Below are 20,708 nucleotides of genomic sequence, written 5' to 3'. Positions count from 1 at the left end.
ACATTTTTTACATTGAAGTCCGAATATGATTACGCCGGTTTCTACCGCTTTCTATGAACAGTTGGAGGAGTCGAAACCATAAATCTTGCCGTACACCTTTAAGCCAAACCTTCATCATTGACCACCGTATAACTGTAGGCACAGTTATGCCACAATATGCCTAATGTCGGGAACGAATCCCGCTTTCATCACCGGTCAGCTGGGTCATAGCGTTCAACTGCTGCTATCGCCTTACGCCACTGGATCTCTTCACAATCAGACTGCAACGAGCTGGCAAAACTTCAAATTGGCCTTGAATCGGTCCTCGCCTCGCTTATGACAGTCTGGACACCGCGACAGGTAAGACTCTTGATCTCCACCGCAAATATCACCATGCAGTTCGGGGCAAAGCCCCTGTTTGAAAATGTTTCAGTCAAATTCGGCAATAGCAACCGTTACGGCCTGATCGGCGCGAACGGTTGTGGCAAGTCGACCTTCATGAAGATTCTGGGTGGTGATCTGGAACCGTCAGCGGGTCAGGTCATGTTGGAGCCGAATACTCGTCTGGGTAAGCTGCGCCAGGATCAGTTCGCCTATGAGGAGTTTACCGTCATCGATACGGTCATCATGGGGCACACCGAGCTGTGGAGGGTTAAAGCCGAGCGTGATCGCATCTATGCACTTCCGGAAATGTCGGAAGACGACGGCATGGCGGTTGCCGAGCTTGAAGTTCAGTTTGCTGAAATGGATGGCTACACAGCCGAATCACGTGCAGGCGAACTACTGCTCGGGCTCGGTATTCCTCTTGAACAGCATTTTGGTCTCATGAGTGCCGTATCGCCAGGCTGGAAGCTTCGCGTGCTTCTCGCGCAGGCGCTGTTTTCAGATCCAGACGTGTTGCTGTTGGACGAACCCACCAACCACCTGGATATCAACACAATCCGTTGGCTCGAAGGTGTACTCACTGCGCGTAACAGCACCATGATCATCATTTCGCACGATCGCCACTTTCTTAACAGCGTCTGCACGCACATGGCCGATCTGGATTATGGTGAGCTGCGTCTGTTTCCTGGCAACTACGACGAATACATGACGGCCGCCACCCAGGCGCGTGAGCGTTTGCTGTCTGATAATGCAAAGAAAAAAGCACAGATTGCCGAGCTTCAGTCCTTTGTCAGCCGTTTCTCGGCTAACGCATCCAAAGCAAAGCAAGCTACAAGCCGAGCACGCCAGATCGACAAGATTCAGCTTGAAGAGGTAAAGCCTTCCAGCCGGGTAAGCCCCTTTATTCGCTTCGAACAGACTAAGAAACTGCATCGCCAGGCTGTAACGTTAGAGAACGTTGCCAAGGGCTATGACGGCAAGCTGCTTTTTGACCGCTTGAGTCTTCAGATTGAAGCCGGTGAGCGCGTAGCCATTATCGGACCGAACGGGATTGGTAAAACCACCCTTCTCCGCTGCCTTGTCGGCGAGTTGCCTGTCGATAAAGGTGAAGTCAAGTGGACAGATAGCGCGGAGGTTGGCTACTTCGCCCAGGATCATGCTGAGGATTTCGAAGACGATATCAACCTGTTCGACTGGATGGGCCAATGGACCCAGGGCGGAGAACAGCTGGTACGTGGAACGCTAGGTCGGATGCTATTCTCCAACGATGACATTCAGAAGTCTGTAAAAGTCATCTCGGGTGGCGAACAGGGTCGCATGCTGTTTGGCAAGCTTATCCTCAAAAAGCCTAACGTACTGGTAATGGACGAGCCGACAAACCACTTGGATATGGAGTCCATCGAAGCCTTGAACCTGGCGCTCGAAAACTATCCCGGTACACTGATTTTTGTCAGCCACGACCGCGAATTTGTGTCCTCGCTCGCCACCCGTATTGTTGAGCTGACCGAAACAGGTATTACTGACTTCAGTGGTACCTACGATGATTACCTGCGTAGCCAAGGCGTAATTGTCTAGGCCAATGTAGCCTTTAGTATATAACGCTACAAAAAGCGGTGAGATTTATTAAAAGTCCACCGCTTTTGGGTTTTATCCTGAGCTCCGCGCTTGTATCATCCGCCATGCTTTTCCGATTCGCCCATGAAACGGATATTTCAAGCATGTTCCGGTATGTCCGGCTGTTGAAAAGAGAAAATGCCTTTTCCTACGTCGCTCACCTTATCGAGTCGTTGTGTACTCGATCCTTCCATCAGGCAGCCATGATGCCTGACCGCAGCGATATTCTTCGTTTCCTTAATCATCGCCGCCGACTGTCTTCAACAAAATTATCTGTCAGCATTGTTAGTCTGCTTACGATCTGGCTTAAGATTGTTTATAACGTATTTCCGTTTGTGTTTTATGCCTCAAGCCCCATATGGATAAGGTGTGGCTTTGCATCGCGTCACAGCCAGATGTGCCTGGCACGCGAGCTCGAGGTATCTGAACTAGGTAATGCAGGCTCAAGTCGTAAAAGGCTTGGCCTTTATAATTCAAGAATGACCTTGTGCTTCAGGAGTACCATTAATGACCCAACGTGGTAGCGGAGAGTCGGATCTCGTTTTCGTGGGAGCCGGCATCATGAGTGCGACGCTTGCTGTCATGCTCAAGGAACTCGACCCCTCATTGAATGTGGAAGTTCTAGAGCTACTCAGTTCCGGCGCCGCCGAAAGTTCCAACCCTTGGAACAATGCCGGCACAGGTCACGCAGCACTTTGCGAGCTGAACTACACCCCGGAAGGCAAGGACGGTACGGTAAACATTACCAAGGCCATCGATATCAACATCATGTTCGAAACGTCCAAGCAGTTCTGGACCTACCTTGTCGAACAGGGCCATTTCGATTCGCCTAGAAGCTTTATCAATCCTGTTCCTCACCTAAGCTTTGTCCGCGGCGATAAGGATATTTCGTTCCTGCGCAAGCGCTTCGAAGCATTGTCGGCGAACCCCTTGTTTGCCGGGATGGAATACACCGAAGATCGTGCAAAGCTTGAAGAGTGGATGCCCCTGATGATGAAGGGACGCACCACGAATGAAAAGATCGCGGCGACACGCACTGAGAGCGGTACCGACGTGAACTTTGGCGCACTGACCACTAACCTGCTCCATCACCTGACCAAGCAGCCGGGTACCAAGATTACGTATAACCAGAAGGTTACCGATCTGCATCGCGAGCCTGACAATCGCTGGCGACTGACCATCCAAGATACCCAGACCGGCGCAACTCGCACCTTACGGGCCCGGTTTGTTTTTCTTGGCGCAGGCGGCGGTGCTCTACCACTCCTGCAAAAATCCGATATACCGGAAAGCCACGGTTATGGCGGCTTCCCGGTGAGCGGTCAATGGCTGCGCTGTGACAAGCCGGAAGTGGTCAGTCAGCATCAGGCCAAGGTGTATGGCAAGGCAAGCGTAGGCTCGCCCCCCATGTCCGTACCCCATCTGGATACGCGTGTTGTGGACGGCAAGAAATCTCTACTGTTTGGTCCATTTGCAGGCTTCACAACGAAATTCCTGAAGCAAGGCTCCTTTATGGACCTGCCTAAATCCATTCGAGCCAATAATCTGGGCCCCATGCTGGCTGTGGCACGGGATAACATGCCCTTGACCAAGTATCTGATCGGTCAGGTCATGCAGACGTTCGACCAGCGTATCGAGGAGCTTCGGGGCTTTTATCCAGAAGTGGACAAGAATGACTGGCGCCTTGAGATTGCAGGTCAACGCGTTCAGATCATCAAGAAAGATCCCAAGACGGGCGGCACTCTGCAGTTCGGAACGGAAATCGTGTCGGCACAGGACGGATCGATTGCAGCGCTACTGGGTGCCTCTCCAGGCGCGTCGACGTCAGTCTCGATCATGCTTACGCTCATTCAGCGCTGCTTCCCTGAGCAATACAAGAGTGAGGCCTGGCAGGCTCAGTTATTGAGGATGTTCCCGGCACTCAATGGTTCGCTGGATAAGGACCCTGAGCTGCTTCAGCGCGTGCGTTCACACTGTAATGAAGTTTTGCAACTCCGATAATATCGGTGAAAGAGGACGTGTTGAGCACGTCCTCTTAGAATAATTAGAATATCTAGCTAGCGTGTATTCACTGGACAACCGTCCACCCCGCCCCGAATACCCCCTCAGTGACTGTCGAATGCCATGAGAAACTCTTCCATGGCATTCGATTCGCGACCTTACTCAAGCCACTGCAGACGTCCAATCCACCCAGCCAAACTTCCAGGTTGCCAGGATCAGCAGACCAAAGACGATCCGATACCAGGCGAACATCGCATAACTGTGGTTACCAATAAATTTCAGGAGACCACGCACGGCGATCATCGCGAAAATAAAGGACGTGATGAAACCGATAGCGAATACAGGCAGGTCACTGGGCTGAAAAAGATCCCTGTACTTGTAGCCTGAATAGACCGCGGCGCCGACCATGGTAGGCATGGCGAGAAAGAATGAAAACTCGGTTGCAGCTTTTCGAGAAAGGCCGATCAGCAAACCACCAATAATGGTAGACCCCGAACGGGAAGTACCTGGGATCATAGCCAAGCATTGAATGCAGCCAATCTTGAGCGCATCGACCCAGGTCATGTCATCGACATGATCGATATTCGTGTTGTGTTGGCGCCGCTCCGCCCACAGCATGATCACGCCACCAATAACCAGTGCAATGGCTACCGTGATGGGATTGAACAGGTATTCATGGATCGCATCGGCAAAGGCAACGCCCAGAATGACGGCTGGAAAGAAGGCTACCATCAGATTTACGGTAAACCGTTGAGCCTCTCGTTGGCGGGGCAGGCCGACTACGACATCGATGATCTTGCGGCGAAACTCCCAAACGACAGCCAGAATCGCACCCAACTGAATAATGATGTTGAACGCCATGGCTCTATCGCCACCAAATCCCAACAGGTCGGCCACAATAATCTGGTGACCTGTACTTGAGATCGGCAGAAACTCGGTCAAGCCTTCTACGATGCCCAAAATTAGCGCCTGGATGGCACTCCATAGATCCATTCGTTTCTCCATATAGCTGCCGAGGTAGCAGCGCTAGCTTGCTTATTCAACTGGGGAGTCAGGTCTACAACCGGAACGCCGTGAACAATACCAGAGGCCTTACTTTTCGTTGGCATACGTTCAATAAAACGGAGCGATACAACTGAAGGTAAGATACGGTCCCTGTCCGACATATTTTCCCAGGGTGCTTAGGGTGTCTTCTTTTGAAATAGTTGCAGCCGTTTTAGGCGTTATCGCGGTCTGGCTCACGGTTCGGCAAAATGTTTGGGCCTGGCCGGTCGGATTAGTCATGGTCGTGATGTATGCCTGGGTCTTTTATGATGTCAAACTGTACTCAGATATGCTGCTTCAGGGCGTTTATGCCGTTCTGCAGCTCTATGGCTGGTGGCAGTGGGTCAAGGGCGGACAAGATCATCAAGGACGACACGTCACTCGTCTTTCAAATGCAGCTCTGCTGGGTAATCTGCTGGTAGGTGCTCTCGGGACAATTGCCTTAGGTTATTTAATGAGCACCCATACCGACGCAAGCCAGCCCTGGCTGGATGCGGGGCTGACCAGCTTTAGCCTGGTTGCTCAGCTCTGGATGGCACAGAAGCGGGTCGAATGTTGGGTGCTTTGGTTCGTAATCGATGTAATCTACGTTGCGCTCTTTATCTACAAGGCCCTCTACCTGACCGCCCTGCTCTATGTACTGTTTGTTGGTTTGGCCGCGCGCGGCTGGTTTGTATGGCGACGTGAGGTAGCAACCGTATGAAGGTGATCGTACTGACAGGCCCTGAATCCACTGGCAAGTCATGGTTGGCTCAAACGCTCAAAGACAATCTGGACGGAATGCTGGTAGGCGAATATGTGCGGGAATACTTTGCTACGCTAGGGCGCGATACTACCTACGAAGACATCACCCCTATCGCGCGTCGTCAGCTTGAACATGAAGACGCAGCACGCCAGCAGCGCCCCGCTCTTCTGATCCTAGATACTCATCTTTTAAGCAACATCTTGTGGAGCCGCTTTCTATTCGATGATTGCCCGGACTGGCTGGAAGCTGCATTGCTTGCGCGCCACTACGATCTTCATCTGCTGCTGGACCCGCGGGAAGTACCCTGGAGCAACGACGGACAACGCTGCCAGCCTGACATGCGAGACCGCCTGGCCTTTTATGAGGCTTGTAAAACGTGGCTGGATAACCATAAGCAAACCTATCGGTGCATCGGAGGCAACTGGGCGAATAGACAACGCCTGGCCTTGCAATATGTCACTGAGTTGCTGGAAGGTTAGCGTACCTGCATGTCTATCCAGTAAAATGATGAAATCATTTGGAGGCCCTATGCCAGACGACGATTTCTCATCATTCGCCAGTGAAATGCGAGGCGTTCGACGCTTGGTAGATGACCATGCAGACACCGGTAAACCGCGCACGGATCGTCAGCAGGTCGTCAAGCGTCGTGAAGCCGCCATACAGTCAACGGCAGCTATCAAGGTTGATGGGTTGTCTGATCAGTTCATCATCGACGTGGGGGCTGAAGACGAGCTTTACTGGGCACGTGATGGTGTTCAGGATAGCCAGATTCGTAAGCTCAAGGCCGGGCAGATTCCGTTTGACGGCAGCCTGGATTTGCATGGCATGACGGTAGAGAAAGCGCGCGCGACATTGTGGGACTTTATCGCTGAGGCAACGAAATTCGAAGTTCGCTGCGTTCGCATTACTCACGGGAAGGCAGCGCGCCTTGATGGACGACGTCCGCTCATCAAGAGTCATGTCAACACTTGGTTGCGTCAACATTCTCAGGTGCTGGGCTTTGTGTCTTGCCAACCGCGCCATGGCGGTACTGGCGCCGTCTATGTACTGCTTAAACGAACCATGCTGGAAGGTCGGGACGAATAACCTAGCTTTCCAGTCAGAATTGATTTTAATCGCCGCAGCCCCTACTCTCCTCATCCCGCATCGCTGCGGTGTCAATATCCATAGGAATTACCATGTCATTGGAACAACACTACTCCGCCATTCTTTCTCAGTTAGGCGAGGATGTTTCCCGGGAAGGCTTGCTGGATACGCCCAAACGTGCCGCCAAAGCCATGCAGTACCTGTGCAAAGGCTACAACCAGACGTTGGAAGAAGTGGTTGGAGATGCGCTGTTCACTTCAGACAATAGCGAGATGGTACTGGTCAAAAACATCGAGCTGTATTCGCTGTGCGAGCACCATATGCTGCCCTTTATCGGCAAAGCTCACGTAGCCTATATGCCAAGCGGCAAGGTGCTGGGCTTGTCCAAAGTTGCCCGCATCGTTGATATGTACGCGCGCCGCCTGCAGATTCAGGAAAACATGACCCGTGAAATTGCCGAGGCGATTCAGAAAGTCACCAACGCGGCGGGTGTAGCGGTAGTCATCGAAGCTCAACATATGTGCATGATGATGCGCGGCGTCGAGAAGCAAAACTCATCGATGGTTACTTCCGTCATGCTTGGTCAGTTCCGTAGCAACGATGCAACACGCGCCGAGTTCATGGGCCTTATTAACCGATAAGTCTGATGCTCGTGAAAAACCGGCCTGAATGGCCGGTTTTTTATTTAACCTGCATTGCGGTGTTGGGCCTGTACGTCATCAAGCCCCTTGGCCTGGATAGTCCATAACGACTCGAACAGTCCTCCACTTCGCTGCAGAACAGCCGGTGGGCCATCTTCAACAATACGCCCTTTGTCCATTACGATGACCCGATCGAACGATGCGACTGTAGACAACCTATGGGCTACTGCCAGAACGGTACGTCCACGAACTAGGTCCGTCAGCGCCATCTGAATTTCCTTTTCCGAATGCGTATCCAGCGCAGAGGTCGCCTCATCCAGAATCAGGATGGGGGAGCCCGTCAAAAACGCCCGCGCAATGCCCAAGCGCTGACGCTGCCCTCCTGACAAGCGAGCCCCTCGTTCGCCTACCAGTGTGTTGTACCCTTCCGGTAGCTGGCGTATGAAATGATCGCAATAGGCGTGGCAAGCTGCTTTATAGACCTCTTCATCCGTAGCATCAGGTTTTCCATAACGGATATTTTCACGGATGGAACGATTGAAGAGAGCGATCTCCTGCGGCACCACTGCGATGGCTGCGCGCAAGCTGTCTTGGCTGACTTCATGAATAGGCTGACCATCGATAAGAATTCGACCGCTACTCACTTCATCCAGACGTTGAAGAAGGTTAATCAGCGTAGACTTGCCTGCCCCGGAGGTGCCCACTAGGCCAACCTTTTGGCCTGAGGGAATGTGCAAGGACAGGTCATCAATGACTTTGGATCCGTCAGGATAGCTGAATGAAACATGCTCAAACGTGATGGAGCCTGACTTGGCATTGAGAGTAGCAGCATTTTCTGTGTCCTGAATGCCATGGGGCTGGGCAATCACCTTGAGCGTATCGGCTACCGTTCCAAACTGCTGCGCGGCATCGACCAGTGCCAGCGCCAAGTCTCTGGAGCCATGCAGAATACGGAAGGTCAGTGCACTCACCACGACGACGTCACCAGGCGTAACAGTACCTTGTCGCCAAAGGTAAATAGCCCAGAGCAGCATAGAGCCAGCCATCAAGGTCAGGCATATATCGTGTAGAACTCGCGCTTTCTCCACGTACATCCAGCTACGACGCTGAGCACGTGCCTCAACACCCAGTTCCCGCGCCAAGCGATCACGCTCTCGAGCCTGAGCCGAAAAAGCCTTGATAGTCCAGACATTGGAAACCATGTCCACAACCTCTCCGCCTACACGCGACGCTTGCTCGGCAAAGGCCTGATGCTTATGGCGGCCACGGATGCCAAAACCCGTAATGATGCAGCCAACCAGCAGCACAAAGCCTATCAACGCCAGCGCCATTTCCCAACGGATGGACAGCATAACGACTACCGCCCCCAGGAAATCGGTACAGGGCGGGACGATACGCCACGTCAGCGCAGAAAAAATATTCGCGACGGCTGTGCTGGTCTGATTGATTCGATTGCCCAATGCGCCAGAGAAATGCTCCTTGAAGTAACGCATTGGGTGGCCGGTCAGATACTCGAACAGATCGATTCGCAGATCTACGCCTGTCTTGACAATAGTCCGACAGCCAAGCCACCCACCTCCTCGCCACAGGATGTTTTCAAGAGCAATAAGTCCGATGAAAAAACCAAAGGGGAGCCAGACATTAGCTTCCATTCGGTTGTCACTGGCCATAGCATCCACAAGAAGCTTCATGGCGTACTGAACGGCAACGGCGCAGGTGGCGCCGCCAACCATTAGGAAAAACAACCCTCCAAACGCCAAACGGCGCCGACAGACATAGCGCCATAGAAACGCGATCGGACGAGAGGGGAACGGTCGCCTCCCTGGAGAGTTGGAAGTGTTGCTCATGAAGCCTGCCCTTCAGCCATCGCAGCGAACTGAGCCTGTTGACGCTCCAGCTCTTCTGCCAACGGAGAATAAATGGCTCGATGACCCTGAGGATCAGCATAACCATATAAACCGACTTCACATAGGCGCTCATCGTTCCATCCCGGATAGTCCAAGATGGGATACAGGCAAATGCCTTCGACAGGGATATCCTGAGCCATGGCGTTACGAACTTCTTCACATACGTATGCCAGCCATGAAGGCCTCGCCTCACCTTCCGCTCCTGTCTCTGCAATCATGAGCGGCCGCTGGTAGCGGGCATAGACCTCAGCCAACATTCCACGCAAGGGACGATACAGTGGATCATCCCGAAAAACGGTTTTACCGCCGTTAAACCATTGATTGTCGGAATAGAAGTTGAGCCCAACGATATCAAGATATTCAGCCTTCCCACCGAGCCCCGGCCAAGCTTTTCCACACAACATGTCCCAGGCTTCGAACTGAGACTGCCGGTAGGCTTCGGCCGCCTCGCGGTCTGCTGCTCTACCAGAGGCAGGAATCACATTGATGAGTGGGTCCGCCTGGACGAACCGAGCCTTGGGCGCAACACCACGAATGGCTTCGATGGCAGCAATCGAGGCTCGGATCAACTGATGCTTGAGTTCAGCTCCCCGCTTGACACCCTTGGGGTTGAACTGCCCCGTATCACCACCACCCCATGCCCAAAAGGATATTTCATTGACTGGACAATAAAAGGGTACTTCTATGCCTTCGTCACGCATAAACGTGGCAACAGCCTTTGTGAATCGCTCAAAGCGTTCCACAAAGCCGGGATACCAAATATCGATGTCGTCAGGCCACCCATAGTGGCACAGGTCCCACACAATCTGGACACCCTCTTCCCGGGCGGCTTTGACTTGGGGAAGCAGGCTCGACCAGTCAAAAAAACCTGGCCGCGTCTCAATTAGATGCCAGCGCACACCATCACGAGCAGCCTGAATGCGATGGGTACGCAAGCGCGCAAAGTCGGCTTTCGCAAAGCGATCATGCCCCGTCGCCTGGATCAAATCCAGGCGACGGTTATCGAAACGGCGGTGAGTTGAGCACTCGAACCCACCCAGGAAAAAACTGTTAAAAGTCCCAGGTACATGCATCGTAATGTGCTCCGGTCTTTATACTGCCGAGACTTCAGCAGTGTCCTCAACCACACCTTCCGATTCCGCGATACGCTTGTAGGCTGTCAATGCCTGTCCAACGACCTGGTCCATGTTGTAGTACTTGTACGTACCCAAGCGGCCCAGGAATGTCACGTTAGGCGTCGAGTTAGCCAACTCCTGATATCGCTTGTAGAGCTCGGCATTTTCCGGGCGAGGGATTGGATAATACGGGTCGCCCTCCGCCGACGGATATTCATAGGTCACGCTGGTTTTCAAATGCTCTTGGCCGGTCAGGTGCTTGTATTCACTGATACGGGTGTATGGAACATCTTCAGAGGGATAATTGACGACTGCCACAGGTTGGAACTGCGCCGAATTGACCGTTTCGTGATGAAACTTTAGCGAGCGGTACGGCAGCTTGCCGTAGCAATAATCAAAATATTCATCGACAGGACCGGTATAGATCAGCTGATCGAACTGGACTTCGTTACGGATCTCGCGGTAATCGGTGTTAAGCATGACCTTGATGTTGGGATGATTCAGCATCTTCTCAAACATACGGGTGAAGCCATGCAATGGCATGATCTGGAAGGTATCGCCGAAATAGCGATCATCCGTATTGGTACGGGTAGGAACGCGCGAAGTGACTGATTTATCCAGCTGTGAAGGATCAAGCCCCCATTGCTTGCGGGTGTAGCCACGGAAGAATTTCTCGTAAAGCTCACGGCCTACCTGATTGATGACAACATCCTCAGATGTCCGGATAGGCTCTACCGGTTCAGCCCGACCTTTCAGGAAGCTCTCGGCCTCCTCGTCTGTTTTCAGGTCAAGACCATACAGCGCATTCACCGTGGTACGGTTGATCGGGATCGGTACCAGTTGATCGTCCACATAAGCGAGCACCTTGTGCTCGTAGGTACGCCACTCGGTAAAACGGGAAAGATAGTCCACGATCCGCTGCGAGTTGGTATGAAAAATATGCGGGCCGTAGCGATGAATCAGAACCCCTGCCTCGTCATAGTGATCATAGGCGTTGCCCGCAATATGGGGCCGGCGGTCTACAATCAGGACACGCTTATTGAGCCCTACGGCCAGACGCTCAGCCAGTACGCTCCCGGCAAATCCGGCGCCTACGATCAGATAGTCGAACCCACGTCTCTGGGATTCTTTTGAACTCGCTGCACCTGCAGACATGGCTTCCCCCTCGTTTATCGTGCGCATTTCATTTGCTCCGTCATGCCCTGCCAAGTGGCATCCCATGACATTTCACCCAGGATAGAATCGGCCTGTTTCAAAAGCCCTTCCCGATCCTGGGCATCTACCAGCGAAGCCTCTACGGCACGAATGAATGTTTCAGCGCTATCTGCAATACGGACGATACCCGACTCACCATAGGTGCGTACCACATCGGTAATGGGTGTCGATACGACAGGCTTACCGCCTGCCAAGTACTCGGGCGTCTTGGTAGGGCTGATGAAACGTGTTGACTCGTTTAAGGCAAAAGGCATGATCGCGACGTCCCAGCCCGCAAGATAATGGGGCAGCTCGTCATATACCTTGCCGCCCAAGAGATGAATATTGTCGAGCTTAGGCAAACTATTGGGATCTATCTTGACAACCGGACCAATCAGCACAATGTGCCAATCAGGCCGTTGACGCGCGACCTCGGCCAGCAAATCGATATCCAGACGCTCGTCAATCACGCCATAAAACCCAAGACGCGGATGCGGAATACTGTTCTGGTCATCAGGATCAAGCTGCTCGGCGCGGGCTTGAGCGAAATGAGCGATATCTACACTGCTCGGGAAAGGATGGGCATTAGGGTGGCGCTCGCGCTTGGCCTCATACAGGCTATAACCACCCGTAAACACCACATCGGCCTTTTCCAACAGAAGTCGTTCACGCTCTAGCATTTCCGGCGGCGCGCCTCGGAAAGCAGAAAGCTCATCCATGCAGTCATACACGGTAAGCGTGGATTTGAGGTGATGGCTGAAGGGCCAACTCATGGGAGTGTAATACCAGAGAACCGCCTCCTCGATTCCGGACTCTTCGACGTATCTGTCCAGCAGACGCTTCAATACTGCCTCAGCCGCCTCGCCCTGTACGTCAGCAGGCAGTCTGGGTACCAGACGCGTAACGCCTAGATCAGCTTCGATTTCTTCAAGCCAGGGATTGGGTTCATCCGATGGCATCGGCTCTTCAAAGAACAGTACGTTGTAGTCGCGCGCAAAGCGGGACATCAAGTGCTGAGGCCGTTGGTAGACGAAATTCCAGCGCAGATGGGAAAGACAGATCAGGGTAGGAAGGTTTTCCCTGCCTGATGCATCAAAGCCCATTTCCGTTCTGGATGACGGCTTTGACTTGCCAATCTCATATTGAAAGGGTCCAGCCCAGCTCATCGATTACTCCTTAACTCGTGTATGACCAAGTCAGGAACTCGTACAACACGAATCGAGTTCTATGCCTTTTCCCGTTGGAAAGATCCGATTCTTTCCATTTAAGAGCTAAACCCGCCGGCTACTCAATACGCCAAAACCGGCAAAAATCAGAACACCTTGCATTCGAACATCATCGAATATCAATAGAGTCACTGGGCGGTGAGACTGGTTCTGAGCAAACCCAGTTCCAACCCTTTCGTCGATACATGTTTTTTTACACTTACCTCATTCCTGTAGGAACTAGTCGTCATATCACCGGGTCTGGCTTTATACATGCATATTCTTTGTGCATGGCCTGTCTTGTTTGCCGCTTCGAATAGGCCGCTGAACCTCGTTCAGCGCTTCGCTGTGTCGGCGTGCTTTGTATTACGACTAGATCAATGGAGCGTGACGATGATTCTTGTGACTGGGGGCGCGGGTTATATAGGGTCGCATGCTGTTTTGGAGCTGTTACTGTCAGGGCAAGACGTTCTCGTGTTGGATAACCTGTGCAACAGTTCACGTGTAGCATTACAACGGGTCGAGCAGCTAGCTGGCCGCAGCGTGCATTTCGTCAAAGGTGATATACGCCGACGCGCGCAGTTGGATGCTCTGTTTGCACAATATCCAATCGAGGCTGTCCTGCACTTTGCCGGGCTCAAAGCAGTAGGCGAAAGCGTCAGACACCCGTTGAGCTATTACGACAATAATGTGGGTGGCAGCCTGACGCTTTGCCAGGCAATGGCTGACGCGGGTGTCTTCAAGCTGGTATTCAGTTCATCAGCAACCGTTTACGGCATGCCTGACACGGTTCCTATCAGCGAGCAGGCACCTACCGGTATACCAACCAATCCGTACGGGCAATCCAAGCTCATGGTTGAAAACCTGCTGCGCGATCTGGCTGCTGCAGATCCTCGCTGGTCCATTGCCCTGTTGCGCTATTTCAATCCCATAGGTGCACACGAATCCGGCATGATTGGTGAAGACCCAAGTGGCATTCCCAATAACCTTCTGCCATACATCACGCAGGTAGCCATTGGCCGTTTGGAGCGCTTGAGCATTTATGGCTCGGATTACCCTACTCCAGACGGTACCGGGATACGTGATTACATCCATGTGGTCGATCTGGCCAAAGGACATCTTTCCGCCCTGCGCAAGCTGCAAAGCGTCAAGGGAGCGCACGTCTGGAACCTCGGAACCGGGCGCGGCTATTCGGTACTGGAGTTAGTCAGGGTGTTTGAAGAGGTTGCACAGATGCAGCTGCCCTATCGCTTGGCGCCTCGCCGCGAGGGGGATGTTGCGGAGTGCTGGGCCGATCCTCACAAAGCCGAACAGGAACTGGGTTGGAGAGCAGAACGCAGCCTGACGCAGATGATTGCCGATGCTTGGCGCTGGCAATCGCAGAATCCAAATGGTTATCGTGTTGCAGAGACAGTGAAGAAGTCCATCAAACAGATTCCAGCAAAGCCTATTACAGGCACTACCGGAAGCCGGATAAACACGTCTGCCAACGCCTCGGCTTGATTCTCAGCTATAAAAAGGCCGCTGTAAAACAGCGGCCTTTTTCATTCTTGTCAATCAGTCATACATGCCCACATGCTGCGGATGGCTTGCAATACGCTGCAGCCAGGCATTGATGGCAGGGTACCGAGACAAGTCGAATCCACCCTCTGCCGCTACGTGCGTATAGGCGTAAAGCGCAATATCGGCAATGGAGTACGTATCGCCTACCAGATACGGTGTCCGGGAGAGTTGCTGCTCCATAACATCCAATGCCTTATAGCCTTCCTTAAGGCAACTTGCATGTTCGGCACGCCGCTCTTCAGGCATGTCAAGGTAAAACTGAATAAACCGCGCCACTGCTACGTAGGGCTCATGACTGTACTGCTCGAAGAATTGCCATTGCAGTACATGAGTCCGCAAACGCGGCTCCTGGGGCAGGAATGTGCTGCCTTCTGCCAGGTAGTTCAGAATGGCATTGGACTCCCATAGGTAGGAGCCATCATCCAGTTCAAGCACAGGAATCTTGCCATTGGGGTTTTTTTCAAGAAACGCTGGAGAGCGTGTCTCGCCCTTTAAGATATCTACATCAACCCATTCATAGGCAAATCCGCGCAAGGCCATCATCAGCTTGACCTTGTAGCAGTTGCCGGAACGCTGGTCTCCATAAATCCGGTACATAATGATCTCCTTTCATTACAAGGCCTGGGCGGCCTTTATGACACTGGCCAAACGGCTCAGCCCTTCATCAACACGCTCAGGTGCCACATGGCTGAAATTCAGGCGCAAGCGACCAAGGTTGCCCTCCGGGTCACTGAAGAAAGGCTCCCCAGGCATGAAGGCCACATCCTGAGCCAAAGCGGGCTCCAACAGCAAGCGTGTGTCGATTGGCTGGCGCAGTGTTAGCCAGAAAAATAGCCCCCCCTGAGGCTGATTCCAGTCTGCAAGCTCACCAAAGTGGCGAACCAGCGCAGCCTGGTAGGCATCGCGACGAGCACGATAGAAATTGCGCAGCTCCTGAATATGGGCTTGATAGCGTGGCGTTCCGACCCACTGTAAGGCCTGCCACTGCCCGATACGGTTCGTATGCAGATCAGCGGCCTGCTTGAGGCGCAACAAATAAGGATACAGATCAGGAGAGGCAATCAGATACCCCACGCGCAAACCAGGCAGTAACGTCTTGGAGACCGTACCGGTATAGATCCAGCTGGTTCTCTTCAAGCGGCTTACGATAGGCGTAGCCGGTGCATCATCAAAGATCAGCTCGCGATATGGCTCATCTTCGATCAGCGTGACGCTGAACTCATCCATCAAGGCTGCCACCTGATCACGGCAGGCTTCGGTGTAACGTACACCGGACGGGTTCTGGAAAGTAGGAATCAGATAGGCAAAGGCTGGCTTGTTGGTCTCGAGGCACTGGCGCAGCGCTTCAATATCCATGCCTTCCGCCGTCAGTGGTACTGTCAGGCAATCGGCACCGAAAAATTGAAAGCTCTGCAGCGCAGCCAGATAGCTGGGGCCTTCTAACAGCACCTGAGTATCTTGGTCGATGTAGAGTTTTGCAGCCAGATCCAATGCCTGTTGCGAACCAGCCGTAACCAGTACTTGACTGGCATCACACTCAACGCCCAAGGCTCTGGCCTGGGCAGCGATCGCTTCGCGCAGCTCCGGCTCTCCTTCGCTCGTTCCATACTGCCCCAGATTCACCGGCAGAGCATCCCATTCCACGCGAGGCAACATCTCCTGCGCAGGCAGACCACCTGCAAAGGACATCACTTCCGGACGCTGTGCCGCTGCCAGAATTTCGCGGATAAGACTGCTTTTTAGACGGGTAACGCGTTCGGAGAAAGCCATGGAAGCACCAGTAGTCAGCGGCCGGAGAATAAGTCAAACTGCTTGACCGAAACTACGCTGAACCGGATAGAAGCGTCAATATGCTTGACCTAAAAAATACCGTAGCCCAACGCCAGGCGATGCAGTCATTCTTCTTCGGCTACCAGGCATTTACCGCCAAGGCCGACGAAATGCTTTCGCGCCGCGGGTTTAGCCGCGTACACCAGCGTATTCTCTTTTTCGTGGCTGGCTCGCCAGGAATCAGCCACAAAGAGTTGCTGGAGGCTTTGGGGGTTACCAAGCAGGCAGCTAATCCGCCCGTTCGCCAGCTAATTGAAAAGGATATGCTTGTGGTGGAGTCAGACGCGGAAGACAAGCGCAAGCGCAAGTTGCGGCTGACATCGCACGGTGCAAAGCTTGAGCAGCTCCTGCGGCGGGAACAAGTCAAGCTGCTACAGCGTGCCTTTGACGAAGCCGGAGAAGCCGCAGTAGAGGGATGGATGAAAATCAACCAGACGCTGGCAGGCCAGGAGCGCCAACGCGAATCGAGCCGGAAAGACGGGTCGACTTGAGCACAGACTAGCGGCTTCATTCAGACAAAGCCTGATCGACTGTACGGCTCCTTCTACAAGTGAGTGTATCGGTACGCCAGCCAACAGGCTGTTTATGCTGGAAAAAAAGGAAGTCCAGCCATGACAGCCGAATTACTTACCGCTTTTATACTTTTCGCCTTCGTATCCTCAGCTACTCCGGGTCCCAATAACATGATGCTGCTCGCGTCAGGCGTTAACTATGGTTTCCGCCGGACACTTCCGCATATGTTCGGCATTAGCCTTGGGCATATGGTGATGGTAATCACCATGGGATTGGGTCTTGGACAATTGTTCAGCCTGTACCCCTCACTGCACATGGCCTTGAAGGTCGTGGCTACTGCATACCTGTTGTACCTGGCATGGAAAATTGCCAACGCCGCACCGCCTACGCCCAAGCAGGCTTCCGGCAAACCATTCGGTTTTTTTCAGGCAGCTGCCTTTCAATGGGTTAATCCAAAAGCCTGGGTAATGGCCATAGGCGCCGTCACCACGTATTTGCCCGTTCAAGATTTCAACAGCAACCTGCTGCTGATAGCGCTGCTGTTTGCGCTTATCAACCTGCCTAGCGTTAGCCTTTGGACGCTGTTTGGTATGGCATTACGTACACTTTTGAATAGCCCGATGCGTCTGCGTGCGTTCAACTGGACGATGGCTGCCCTGCTAGTTATTTCTCTGTATCCGATTCTGCTGTCTACCCATTGAAGACCGTACCATGACCGTATCCACCGCCTTGCGCCCTTTTGCCGACACATCGCCTTCTTCAATCGTTGCCGGTTTCGTAGCGATGCTGGTTGGCTACACCAGCTCCCTGGTGCTTATGTTCCAGGCAGGCCAGAATGCAGGGCTGAACAGCACTCAGATTTCCTCCTGGATCTGGGCACTGTCCATCGGGATGGCGATAACCACGATCGCGCTCTCGCTGCGCTTCAGGACTCCTATCGTCATCGCGTGGTCTACCCCCGGTGCTGCCCTGCTGATGACCAGCTTGCCTCAGGTCCCTTACAGCGAGGCTATCGGCGCTTTCATGTTATGCGCCCTCCTCACGGCCTTCTGCGGTATGACTGGCAGCTTCGAGCGTCTGATGCGCAAGGTTCCTGCTGCATTGGCCGCCGCGCTGCTGGCGGGCATCCTGTTTCGGATCGGCATTGAGATCTGCTCGGCTACTGAGCAGCAACCTCTGCTTGTAATAGGCATGTTCCTGACGTATTTGCTGACCAAGCGACAGGCACCCCGTTATGCCGTATTGGCTGCCCTGATGATTGGAATGATCATCGCCGCCGTCGTAGGACTGTTGCATTTCGAGCACTTTCATTTGCAACTGGCGGTGCCTGTCTGGACCACACCGTCCTTCTCCATGTCCGCCATCATCAGCATTGGTATTCCGCTATTTGTTGTTGCCATGGCTTCTCAAAACATGCCAGGCATTGCGGTGTTGCGGACCGACGGCTATCAGACACCTGCCTCACCCCTGATATCCGTTACCGGAATAGCCTCGTTACTGTTGGCCCCATTCGGCTCCCACGGAATTAATCTGGCGGCCATCAGCGCAGCCATCTGTACAGGGCCTGAGGCCCACGAAGACTCACAAAAGCGCTACACCGCAGCGCTCTGGTGCGGCTTCTTTTACGGTATAGCCGGAACGTTTGGTGCAACACTGGCAGCCCTGTTTGCAGCGCTTCCTAAAGAATTAGTGCTATCCATCGCCGCACTTGCACTGCTTGGGTCCATCATGAATGGGCTTAACAGTGCCATGAGCGACCCCAAACAACGCGAAGCCGCTCTTGTCACTTTTCTTGTAACCGCTTCAGGCATGACATTATTAGGCGTTGGGTCGGCTTTCTGGGGAGTGGTCGCAGGCCTGATCACCCAGTTAGTCCTGAATTGGAAAAAGGCTGCTGGATCAACGATATAGGTAGAGCCCATACAAAAACGGCTCGCCTAGGCGAGCCGTTCGAGCACAGGTAACCGCTTAGCGTTTACCGCGATTATTACTACCAAAGCCTGGACGCTGACCTTCACGGGCTGGACCATTACGGCGCTGTGCCGGTGCGGCCCGTTCCCGGGCAGGACGCTCGCGACGTCCGTCATCACCAGAGGCATGCTCTTCACGAGTCCGTACCGGACGCTTGCGCCCACTTTCGGATGGACGCTCGGCTAATGGCGTGCCACCACGGCGGCCCTCGCCCTGCGGCTTGCCAGAGCGCTTGTCACCACGGCCGCCGCGGCCAGCCTCAACAGGCTTGCCAGACTTGCGTTGCATACGCTCAAGCTTTTCGCGAACCTTCGCGGTCACAGGAGGCAATTCAACAGGCGTCAGCCCTACTTCTGCGCTGAGAATATTGATCTCACCCTGCATCATCTCGCGCCAGCGACCCATGGACAATTCAGCCGTCAGGAAAACCGGTCCGAAACGTACCCGCTTCAAGCGGCTGACCAGCACGCCCTGGGATTCCCACAGGCGGCGAACCTCTCGGTTACGTCCTTCCATGACCACGCAATGGAACCAGTGGTTGAAACCGTCACCATTGGGAGCCTGTTGGATATCGGTAAAGCGTGCAGGACCGTCTTCCAGCATGACACCTGTCTTGAGACGCTCGATCATGGCCTCATCGACTTCACCACGCACACGTACCGCGTACTCCCGGTCCATCTGATAAGAGGGATGCATCAAGCGGTTGGCCAGTTCACCATCGGTTGTGAACAAAAGCAGGCCAGTCGTGTTGATATCCAGACGACCAATATTGATCCACCGCCCGCCTCTCAAGCGCGGCAATCGGTCAAACACCGTAGGACGCCCTTCGGGGTCATCACGGGTGCAGACTTCACCTTCAGGCTTGTTGTAAATCAGTACACGGCGAACATTTTCGGTGGCCTCTTCGCGGCGTAGCACACGCCCGTCCACAGCAATGGCATCCTGAGGCGTAACACGCTGACCCAGAGTGGCGACATTTCCGTTTACTTGAATACGGCCCTCGGCAATCCAGGCTTCCACATCACGGCGGGAACCTACACCCATACGGGACAGGACTTTCTGGAGTTTTTCCCCGACTGGGGTATGAGGAGTGTTGTCGTTCATAAGGCACCTCCCGGTGTAAGCGGCAACAAAAAGGCGCGCATCATAGCGTCACCTGGCCTTTGAGCCTAGCGACTAAATGACTCGACGTGCAGGCCTTTCGACAGAAAAGAGATGGATGGTCTGAGATGCAGACGGCCTGCATGATACAGGCCGTCGAACAAGATGACTGCCTTAATCGAGCGCAGCCAGGGCTTCGCGGCAAAGCTGCTCTATCTTTGTCCAGTCACGCGCCTTGATAGCGTCGGAAGGCAGCATCCAGCTACCTCCTACGCACATGACATTGCTTTGCTGGAAATAGGCTTTGACATTACTCGGATTGACGCCGCCCGTTGGGCAGAATCGAAGATCGCCAAAAGGACCGGCAAAGGCTTTAAGCGCGTCTATTCCACCGTAAACGTTGGCCGGGAAGAGCTTGAAGCGACGGTAACCCAGCCGATAGGCACGCATGATGTCTGAAGGCGTAGCAATACCGGGCAGTAGCGGCACATCGCTTTTAACGCCTGCCTCAAGGATTTCGTCCGTGCAGCCGGGCGTTACAATGAACTGAGCACCTGCTTCTACCGCAGCATCAAACATGTGGGTGTCCAGAACAGTACCGACACCCACCGTTAGCTCCGGGCGTTCCTTGCGCAGCAGGCGCACAGCATCCAAACCATGGGCAGAGCGAAGCGTGACTTCCAGTGTCTTGAGCCCCCCCGCTGCCATCGCGTCAGCAAAAGGCAGGACGTCAGCCGGATCGTTGATCACGATGACGGGCAGGATGCGTGCTTTCTGGCTCAGCGCATCAATGGCAGCGATCTTGTTTTGCATGTCAC

At 53.6% G+C, this 20,708-nt stretch carries 20 protein-coding genes and 1 pseudogene; 11 read left to right on the top strand and 10 right to left on the bottom strand.

Annotated features, from left to right (window positions below):
- Positions 1 to 121: 121 nt before the first annotated feature.
- Positions 122 to 309 (top strand): annotated as a pseudogene (locus PLU01S_RS26165) (site-specific integrase); the annotation flags it as partial.
- On the opposite strand, the gene PLU01S_RS26400 reads toward PLU01S_RS26165, so the two are convergent.
- Complete coding sequence (locus PLU01S_RS26400; RefSeq protein ID WP_372238914.1) at positions 256 to 378, bottom strand: hypothetical protein; 123 nt, start codon at positions 376 to 378, stop codon at positions 256 to 258. The pseudogene PLU01S_RS26165 and the gene PLU01S_RS26400 sit on opposite strands and share 54 nt — an antisense overlap.
- Between PLU01S_RS26400 and PLU01S_RS12860 the strand changes: the two genes are divergently transcribed.
- Both PLU01S_RS12860 and mqo read left to right on the top strand, forming a co-directional pair.
- Entirely contained in the window at positions 349 to 1,938 is a 1,590-nt protein-coding gene (locus PLU01S_RS12860) for an ABC-F family ATPase (protein WP_074826795.1), read from the top strand. The two genes, PLU01S_RS26400 and PLU01S_RS12860, sit on opposite strands and share 30 nt — an antisense overlap.
- Before the next feature lie 546 nt (positions 1,939 to 2,484).
- The gene (mqo, locus tag PLU01S_RS12855) at positions 2,485 to 3,975 is read left to right on the top strand and encodes a malate dehydrogenase (quinone) (protein WP_073450725.1); all 1,491 of its coding nucleotides are present in this window, start codon (positions 2,485 to 2,487) and stop codon (positions 3,973 to 3,975) included.
- 162 nt (positions 3,976 to 4,137) lie between these two features.
- On the opposite strand, the gene PLU01S_RS12850 is transcribed toward mqo, so the two are convergent.
- Positions 4,138 to 4,968 carry an undecaprenyl-diphosphate phosphatase gene (locus tag PLU01S_RS12850; RefSeq protein WP_074826666.1) on the bottom strand — a complete coding sequence of 277 codons (831 nt, stop codon included), beginning with the start codon at positions 4,966 to 4,968 and terminating at the stop codon, positions 4,138 to 4,140.
- 193 nt (positions 4,969 to 5,161) lie between these two features.
- On the opposite strand from PLU01S_RS12850, the gene pnuC reads away from it, so the two are divergent.
- From pnuC to folE, 4 genes are all read left to right on the top strand, one after another.
- Positions 5,162 to 5,722 (top strand): nicotinamide riboside transporter PnuC, encoded by a 561-nt coding sequence (gene pnuC, locus PLU01S_RS12845; protein WP_074826673.1) that lies wholly within the window; start codon positions 5,162 to 5,164, stop codon positions 5,720 to 5,722.
- The gene (locus tag PLU01S_RS12840) at positions 5,719 to 6,243 is read left to right on the top strand and encodes an AAA family ATPase (protein ID WP_074826676.1); all 525 of its coding nucleotides are present in this window, start codon (positions 5,719 to 5,721) and stop codon (positions 6,241 to 6,243) included. The genes pnuC and PLU01S_RS12840 overlap by 4 nt, the downstream gene beginning before the upstream one ends.
- Before the next feature lie 49 nt (positions 6,244 to 6,292).
- A complete protein-coding gene (locus PLU01S_RS12835; RefSeq protein WP_010798423.1) occupies positions 6,293 to 6,850 on the top strand; it encodes a Smr/MutS family protein in 558 nt (185 codons plus the stop codon).
- A 92-nt stretch (positions 6,851 to 6,942) separates the two neighbouring features.
- Positions 6,943 to 7,491, top strand: a complete 549-nt coding sequence (gene folE / locus PLU01S_RS12830; RefSeq protein WP_010798424.1) for a GTP cyclohydrolase I FolE — start codon at positions 6,943 to 6,945, stop codon at positions 7,489 to 7,491.
- A 44-nt stretch (positions 7,492 to 7,535) separates the two neighbouring features.
- Here folE and PLU01S_RS12825 read toward each other — a convergent pair whose 3' ends face one another.
- From PLU01S_RS12825 to PLU01S_RS12810, 4 genes are read right to left on the bottom strand one after another with little or no spacing between them, the layout of a single operon-like run.
- The gene (locus PLU01S_RS12825) at positions 7,536 to 9,338 is read right to left on the bottom strand and encodes an ABC transporter ATP-binding protein (RefSeq protein WP_074826679.1); all 1,803 of its coding nucleotides are present in this window, start codon (positions 9,336 to 9,338) and stop codon (positions 7,536 to 7,538) included.
- Complete coding sequence (locus PLU01S_RS12820) at positions 9,335 to 10,471, bottom strand: family 1 glycosylhydrolase (RefSeq protein ID WP_074826682.1); 1,137 nt, start codon at positions 10,469 to 10,471, stop codon at positions 9,335 to 9,337. Before PLU01S_RS12820 ends, PLU01S_RS12825 begins: the two co-directional genes overlap by 4 nt.
- 18 nt (positions 10,472 to 10,489) lie before the next feature.
- Positions 10,490 to 11,695 (bottom strand): UDP-galactopyranose mutase, encoded by a 1,206-nt coding sequence (gene glf / locus PLU01S_RS12815; RefSeq protein WP_074826686.1) that lies wholly within the window; start codon positions 11,693 to 11,695, stop codon positions 10,490 to 10,492.
- Positions 11,683 to 12,873, bottom strand: coding sequence for a glycosyltransferase family 1 protein (locus PLU01S_RS12810; protein ID WP_074826688.1), 1,191 nt, complete (start codon positions 12,871 to 12,873; stop codon positions 11,683 to 11,685). The genes glf and PLU01S_RS12810 overlap by 13 nt, the downstream gene beginning before the upstream one ends.
- A gap of 432 nt (positions 12,874 to 13,305) precedes the next feature.
- Here PLU01S_RS12810 and galE point away from each other — a divergent pair, with 432 nt between their 5' ends.
- A complete protein-coding gene (gene galE, locus PLU01S_RS12805; RefSeq protein WP_010798429.1) occupies positions 13,306 to 14,415 on the top strand; it encodes a UDP-glucose 4-epimerase GalE in 1,110 nt (369 codons plus the stop codon).
- A gap of 54 nt (positions 14,416 to 14,469) precedes the next feature.
- Here galE and PLU01S_RS12800 read toward each other — a convergent pair whose 3' ends face one another.
- Positions 14,470 to 15,072: a glutathione S-transferase family protein gene (locus PLU01S_RS12800; protein WP_074826691.1), complete on the bottom strand. Its 603-nt coding sequence runs from the start codon at positions 15,070 to 15,072 to the stop codon at positions 14,470 to 14,472.
- A gap of 15 nt (positions 15,073 to 15,087) precedes the next feature.
- Entirely contained in the window at positions 15,088 to 16,245 is a 1,158-nt protein-coding gene (locus PLU01S_RS12795; RefSeq protein ID WP_074826696.1) for an aminotransferase-like domain-containing protein, read from the bottom strand.
- Positions 16,246 to 16,325: 80 nt separating this feature from the next.
- Between PLU01S_RS12795 and PLU01S_RS12790 the strand changes: the two genes are divergently transcribed.
- The 3 genes from PLU01S_RS12790 (at position 16,326) to PLU01S_RS12780 (ending at position 18,729) form a co-directional block, all read left to right on the top strand.
- Positions 16,326 to 16,796, top strand: a complete 471-nt coding sequence (locus PLU01S_RS12790; protein ID WP_010798432.1) for a MarR family winged helix-turn-helix transcriptional regulator — start codon at positions 16,326 to 16,328, stop codon at positions 16,794 to 16,796.
- Positions 16,797 to 16,916: 120 nt separating this feature from the next.
- On the top strand, positions 16,917 to 17,519 hold the full coding sequence (locus tag PLU01S_RS12785; RefSeq protein WP_037030959.1) for a LysE family translocator: 603 nt from the start codon (positions 16,917 to 16,919) through the stop codon (positions 17,517 to 17,519).
- A gap of 10 nt (positions 17,520 to 17,529) precedes the next feature.
- Complete coding sequence (locus PLU01S_RS12780) at positions 17,530 to 18,729, top strand: benzoate/H(+) symporter BenE family transporter (protein WP_074826698.1); 1,200 nt, start codon at positions 17,530 to 17,532, stop codon at positions 18,727 to 18,729.
- A gap of 57 nt (positions 18,730 to 18,786) precedes the next feature.
- Here the strand turns inward: PLU01S_RS12780 and rluB are convergent, their stop codons facing one another.
- Positions 18,787 to 19,893, bottom strand: a complete 1,107-nt coding sequence (gene rluB, locus PLU01S_RS12775; RefSeq protein ID WP_074826701.1) for a 23S rRNA pseudouridine(2605) synthase RluB — start codon at positions 19,891 to 19,893, stop codon at positions 18,787 to 18,789.
- Positions 19,894 to 20,064: 171 nt separating this feature from the next.
- The gene (locus tag PLU01S_RS12770; RefSeq protein ID WP_010798436.1) at positions 20,065 to 20,703 is read right to left on the bottom strand and encodes a bifunctional 4-hydroxy-2-oxoglutarate aldolase/2-dehydro-3-deoxy-phosphogluconate aldolase; all 639 of its coding nucleotides are present in this window, start codon (positions 20,701 to 20,703) and stop codon (positions 20,065 to 20,067) included.
- Between the last annotated feature and the right edge of the window lie 5 nt (positions 20,704 to 20,708).

Origin of the sequence: Pseudomonas luteola NBRC 103146 (genome assembly GCF_002091675.1) — a bacterium.
Classification (GTDB): Bacteria; Pseudomonadota; Gammaproteobacteria; order Pseudomonadales; family Pseudomonadaceae; genus Chryseomonas; species Chryseomonas luteola.
The sequence above is the reverse complement of the archived record's forward strand: the minus strand, read 5'-3'. Positions and strand labels throughout refer to the sequence as shown.

What these genes read in the sequence shown, in the direction of transcription:
- folE (WP_010798424.1), top strand. Translation starts at nt 6,943, where the DNA reads ATGTCATTGGAACAACACTACTCCGCCATTCTTTCTCAGTTAGGCGAG.
- mqo (WP_073450725.1), top strand. Translation starts at nt 2,485, where the DNA reads ATGACCCAACGTGGTAGCGGAGAGTCGGATCTCGTTTTCGTGGGAGCC.
- PLU01S_RS12835 (WP_010798423.1), top strand. Translation starts at nt 6,293, where the DNA reads ATGCCAGACGACGATTTCTCATCATTCGCCAGTGAAATGCGAGGCGTT.
- PLU01S_RS12820 (WP_074826682.1), bottom strand. Translation starts at nt 10,471, where the DNA reads ATGCATGTACCTGGGACTTTTAACAGTTTTTTCCTGGGTGGGTTCGAG.
- PLU01S_RS12795 (WP_074826696.1), bottom strand. Translation starts at nt 16,245, where the DNA reads ATGGCTTTCTCCGAACGCGTTACCCGTCTAAAAAGCAGTCTTATCCGC.
- glf (WP_074826686.1), bottom strand. Translation starts at nt 11,695, where the DNA reads ATGCGCACGATAAACGAGGGGGAAGCCATGTCTGCAGGTGCAGCGAGT.
- PLU01S_RS12800 (WP_074826691.1), bottom strand. Translation starts at nt 15,072, where the DNA reads ATGTACCGGATTTATGGAGACCAGCGTTCCGGCAACTGCTACAAGGTC.
- PLU01S_RS12810 (WP_074826688.1), bottom strand. Translation starts at nt 12,873, where the DNA reads ATGAGCTGGGCTGGACCCTTTCAATATGAGATTGGCAAGTCAAAGCCG.
- galE (WP_010798429.1), top strand. Translation starts at nt 13,306, where the DNA reads ATGATTCTTGTGACTGGGGGCGCGGGTTATATAGGGTCGCATGCTGTT.
- PLU01S_RS12850 (WP_074826666.1), bottom strand. Translation starts at nt 4,968, where the DNA reads ATGGATCTATGGAGTGCCATCCAGGCGCTAATTTTGGGCATCGTAGAA.
- PLU01S_RS12825 (WP_074826679.1), bottom strand. Translation starts at nt 9,338, where the DNA reads ATGAGCAACACTTCCAACTCTCCAGGGAGGCGACCGTTCCCCTCTCGT.
- rluB (WP_074826701.1), bottom strand. Translation starts at nt 19,893, where the DNA reads ATGAACGACAACACTCCTCATACCCCAGTCGGGGAAAAACTCCAGAAA.
- PLU01S_RS12790 (WP_010798432.1), top strand. Translation starts at nt 16,326, where the DNA reads ATGCTTGACCTAAAAAATACCGTAGCCCAACGCCAGGCGATGCAGTCA.
- PLU01S_RS12770 (WP_010798436.1), bottom strand. Translation starts at nt 20,703, where the DNA reads ATGCAAAACAAGATCGCTGCCATTGATGCGCTGAGCCAGAAAGCACGC.
- PLU01S_RS12780 (WP_074826698.1), top strand. Translation starts at nt 17,530, where the DNA reads ATGACCGTATCCACCGCCTTGCGCCCTTTTGCCGACACATCGCCTTCT.
- PLU01S_RS12785 (WP_037030959.1), top strand. Translation starts at nt 16,917, where the DNA reads ATGACAGCCGAATTACTTACCGCTTTTATACTTTTCGCCTTCGTATCC.
- PLU01S_RS12840 (WP_074826676.1), top strand. Translation starts at nt 5,719, where the DNA reads ATGAAGGTGATCGTACTGACAGGCCCTGAATCCACTGGCAAGTCATGG.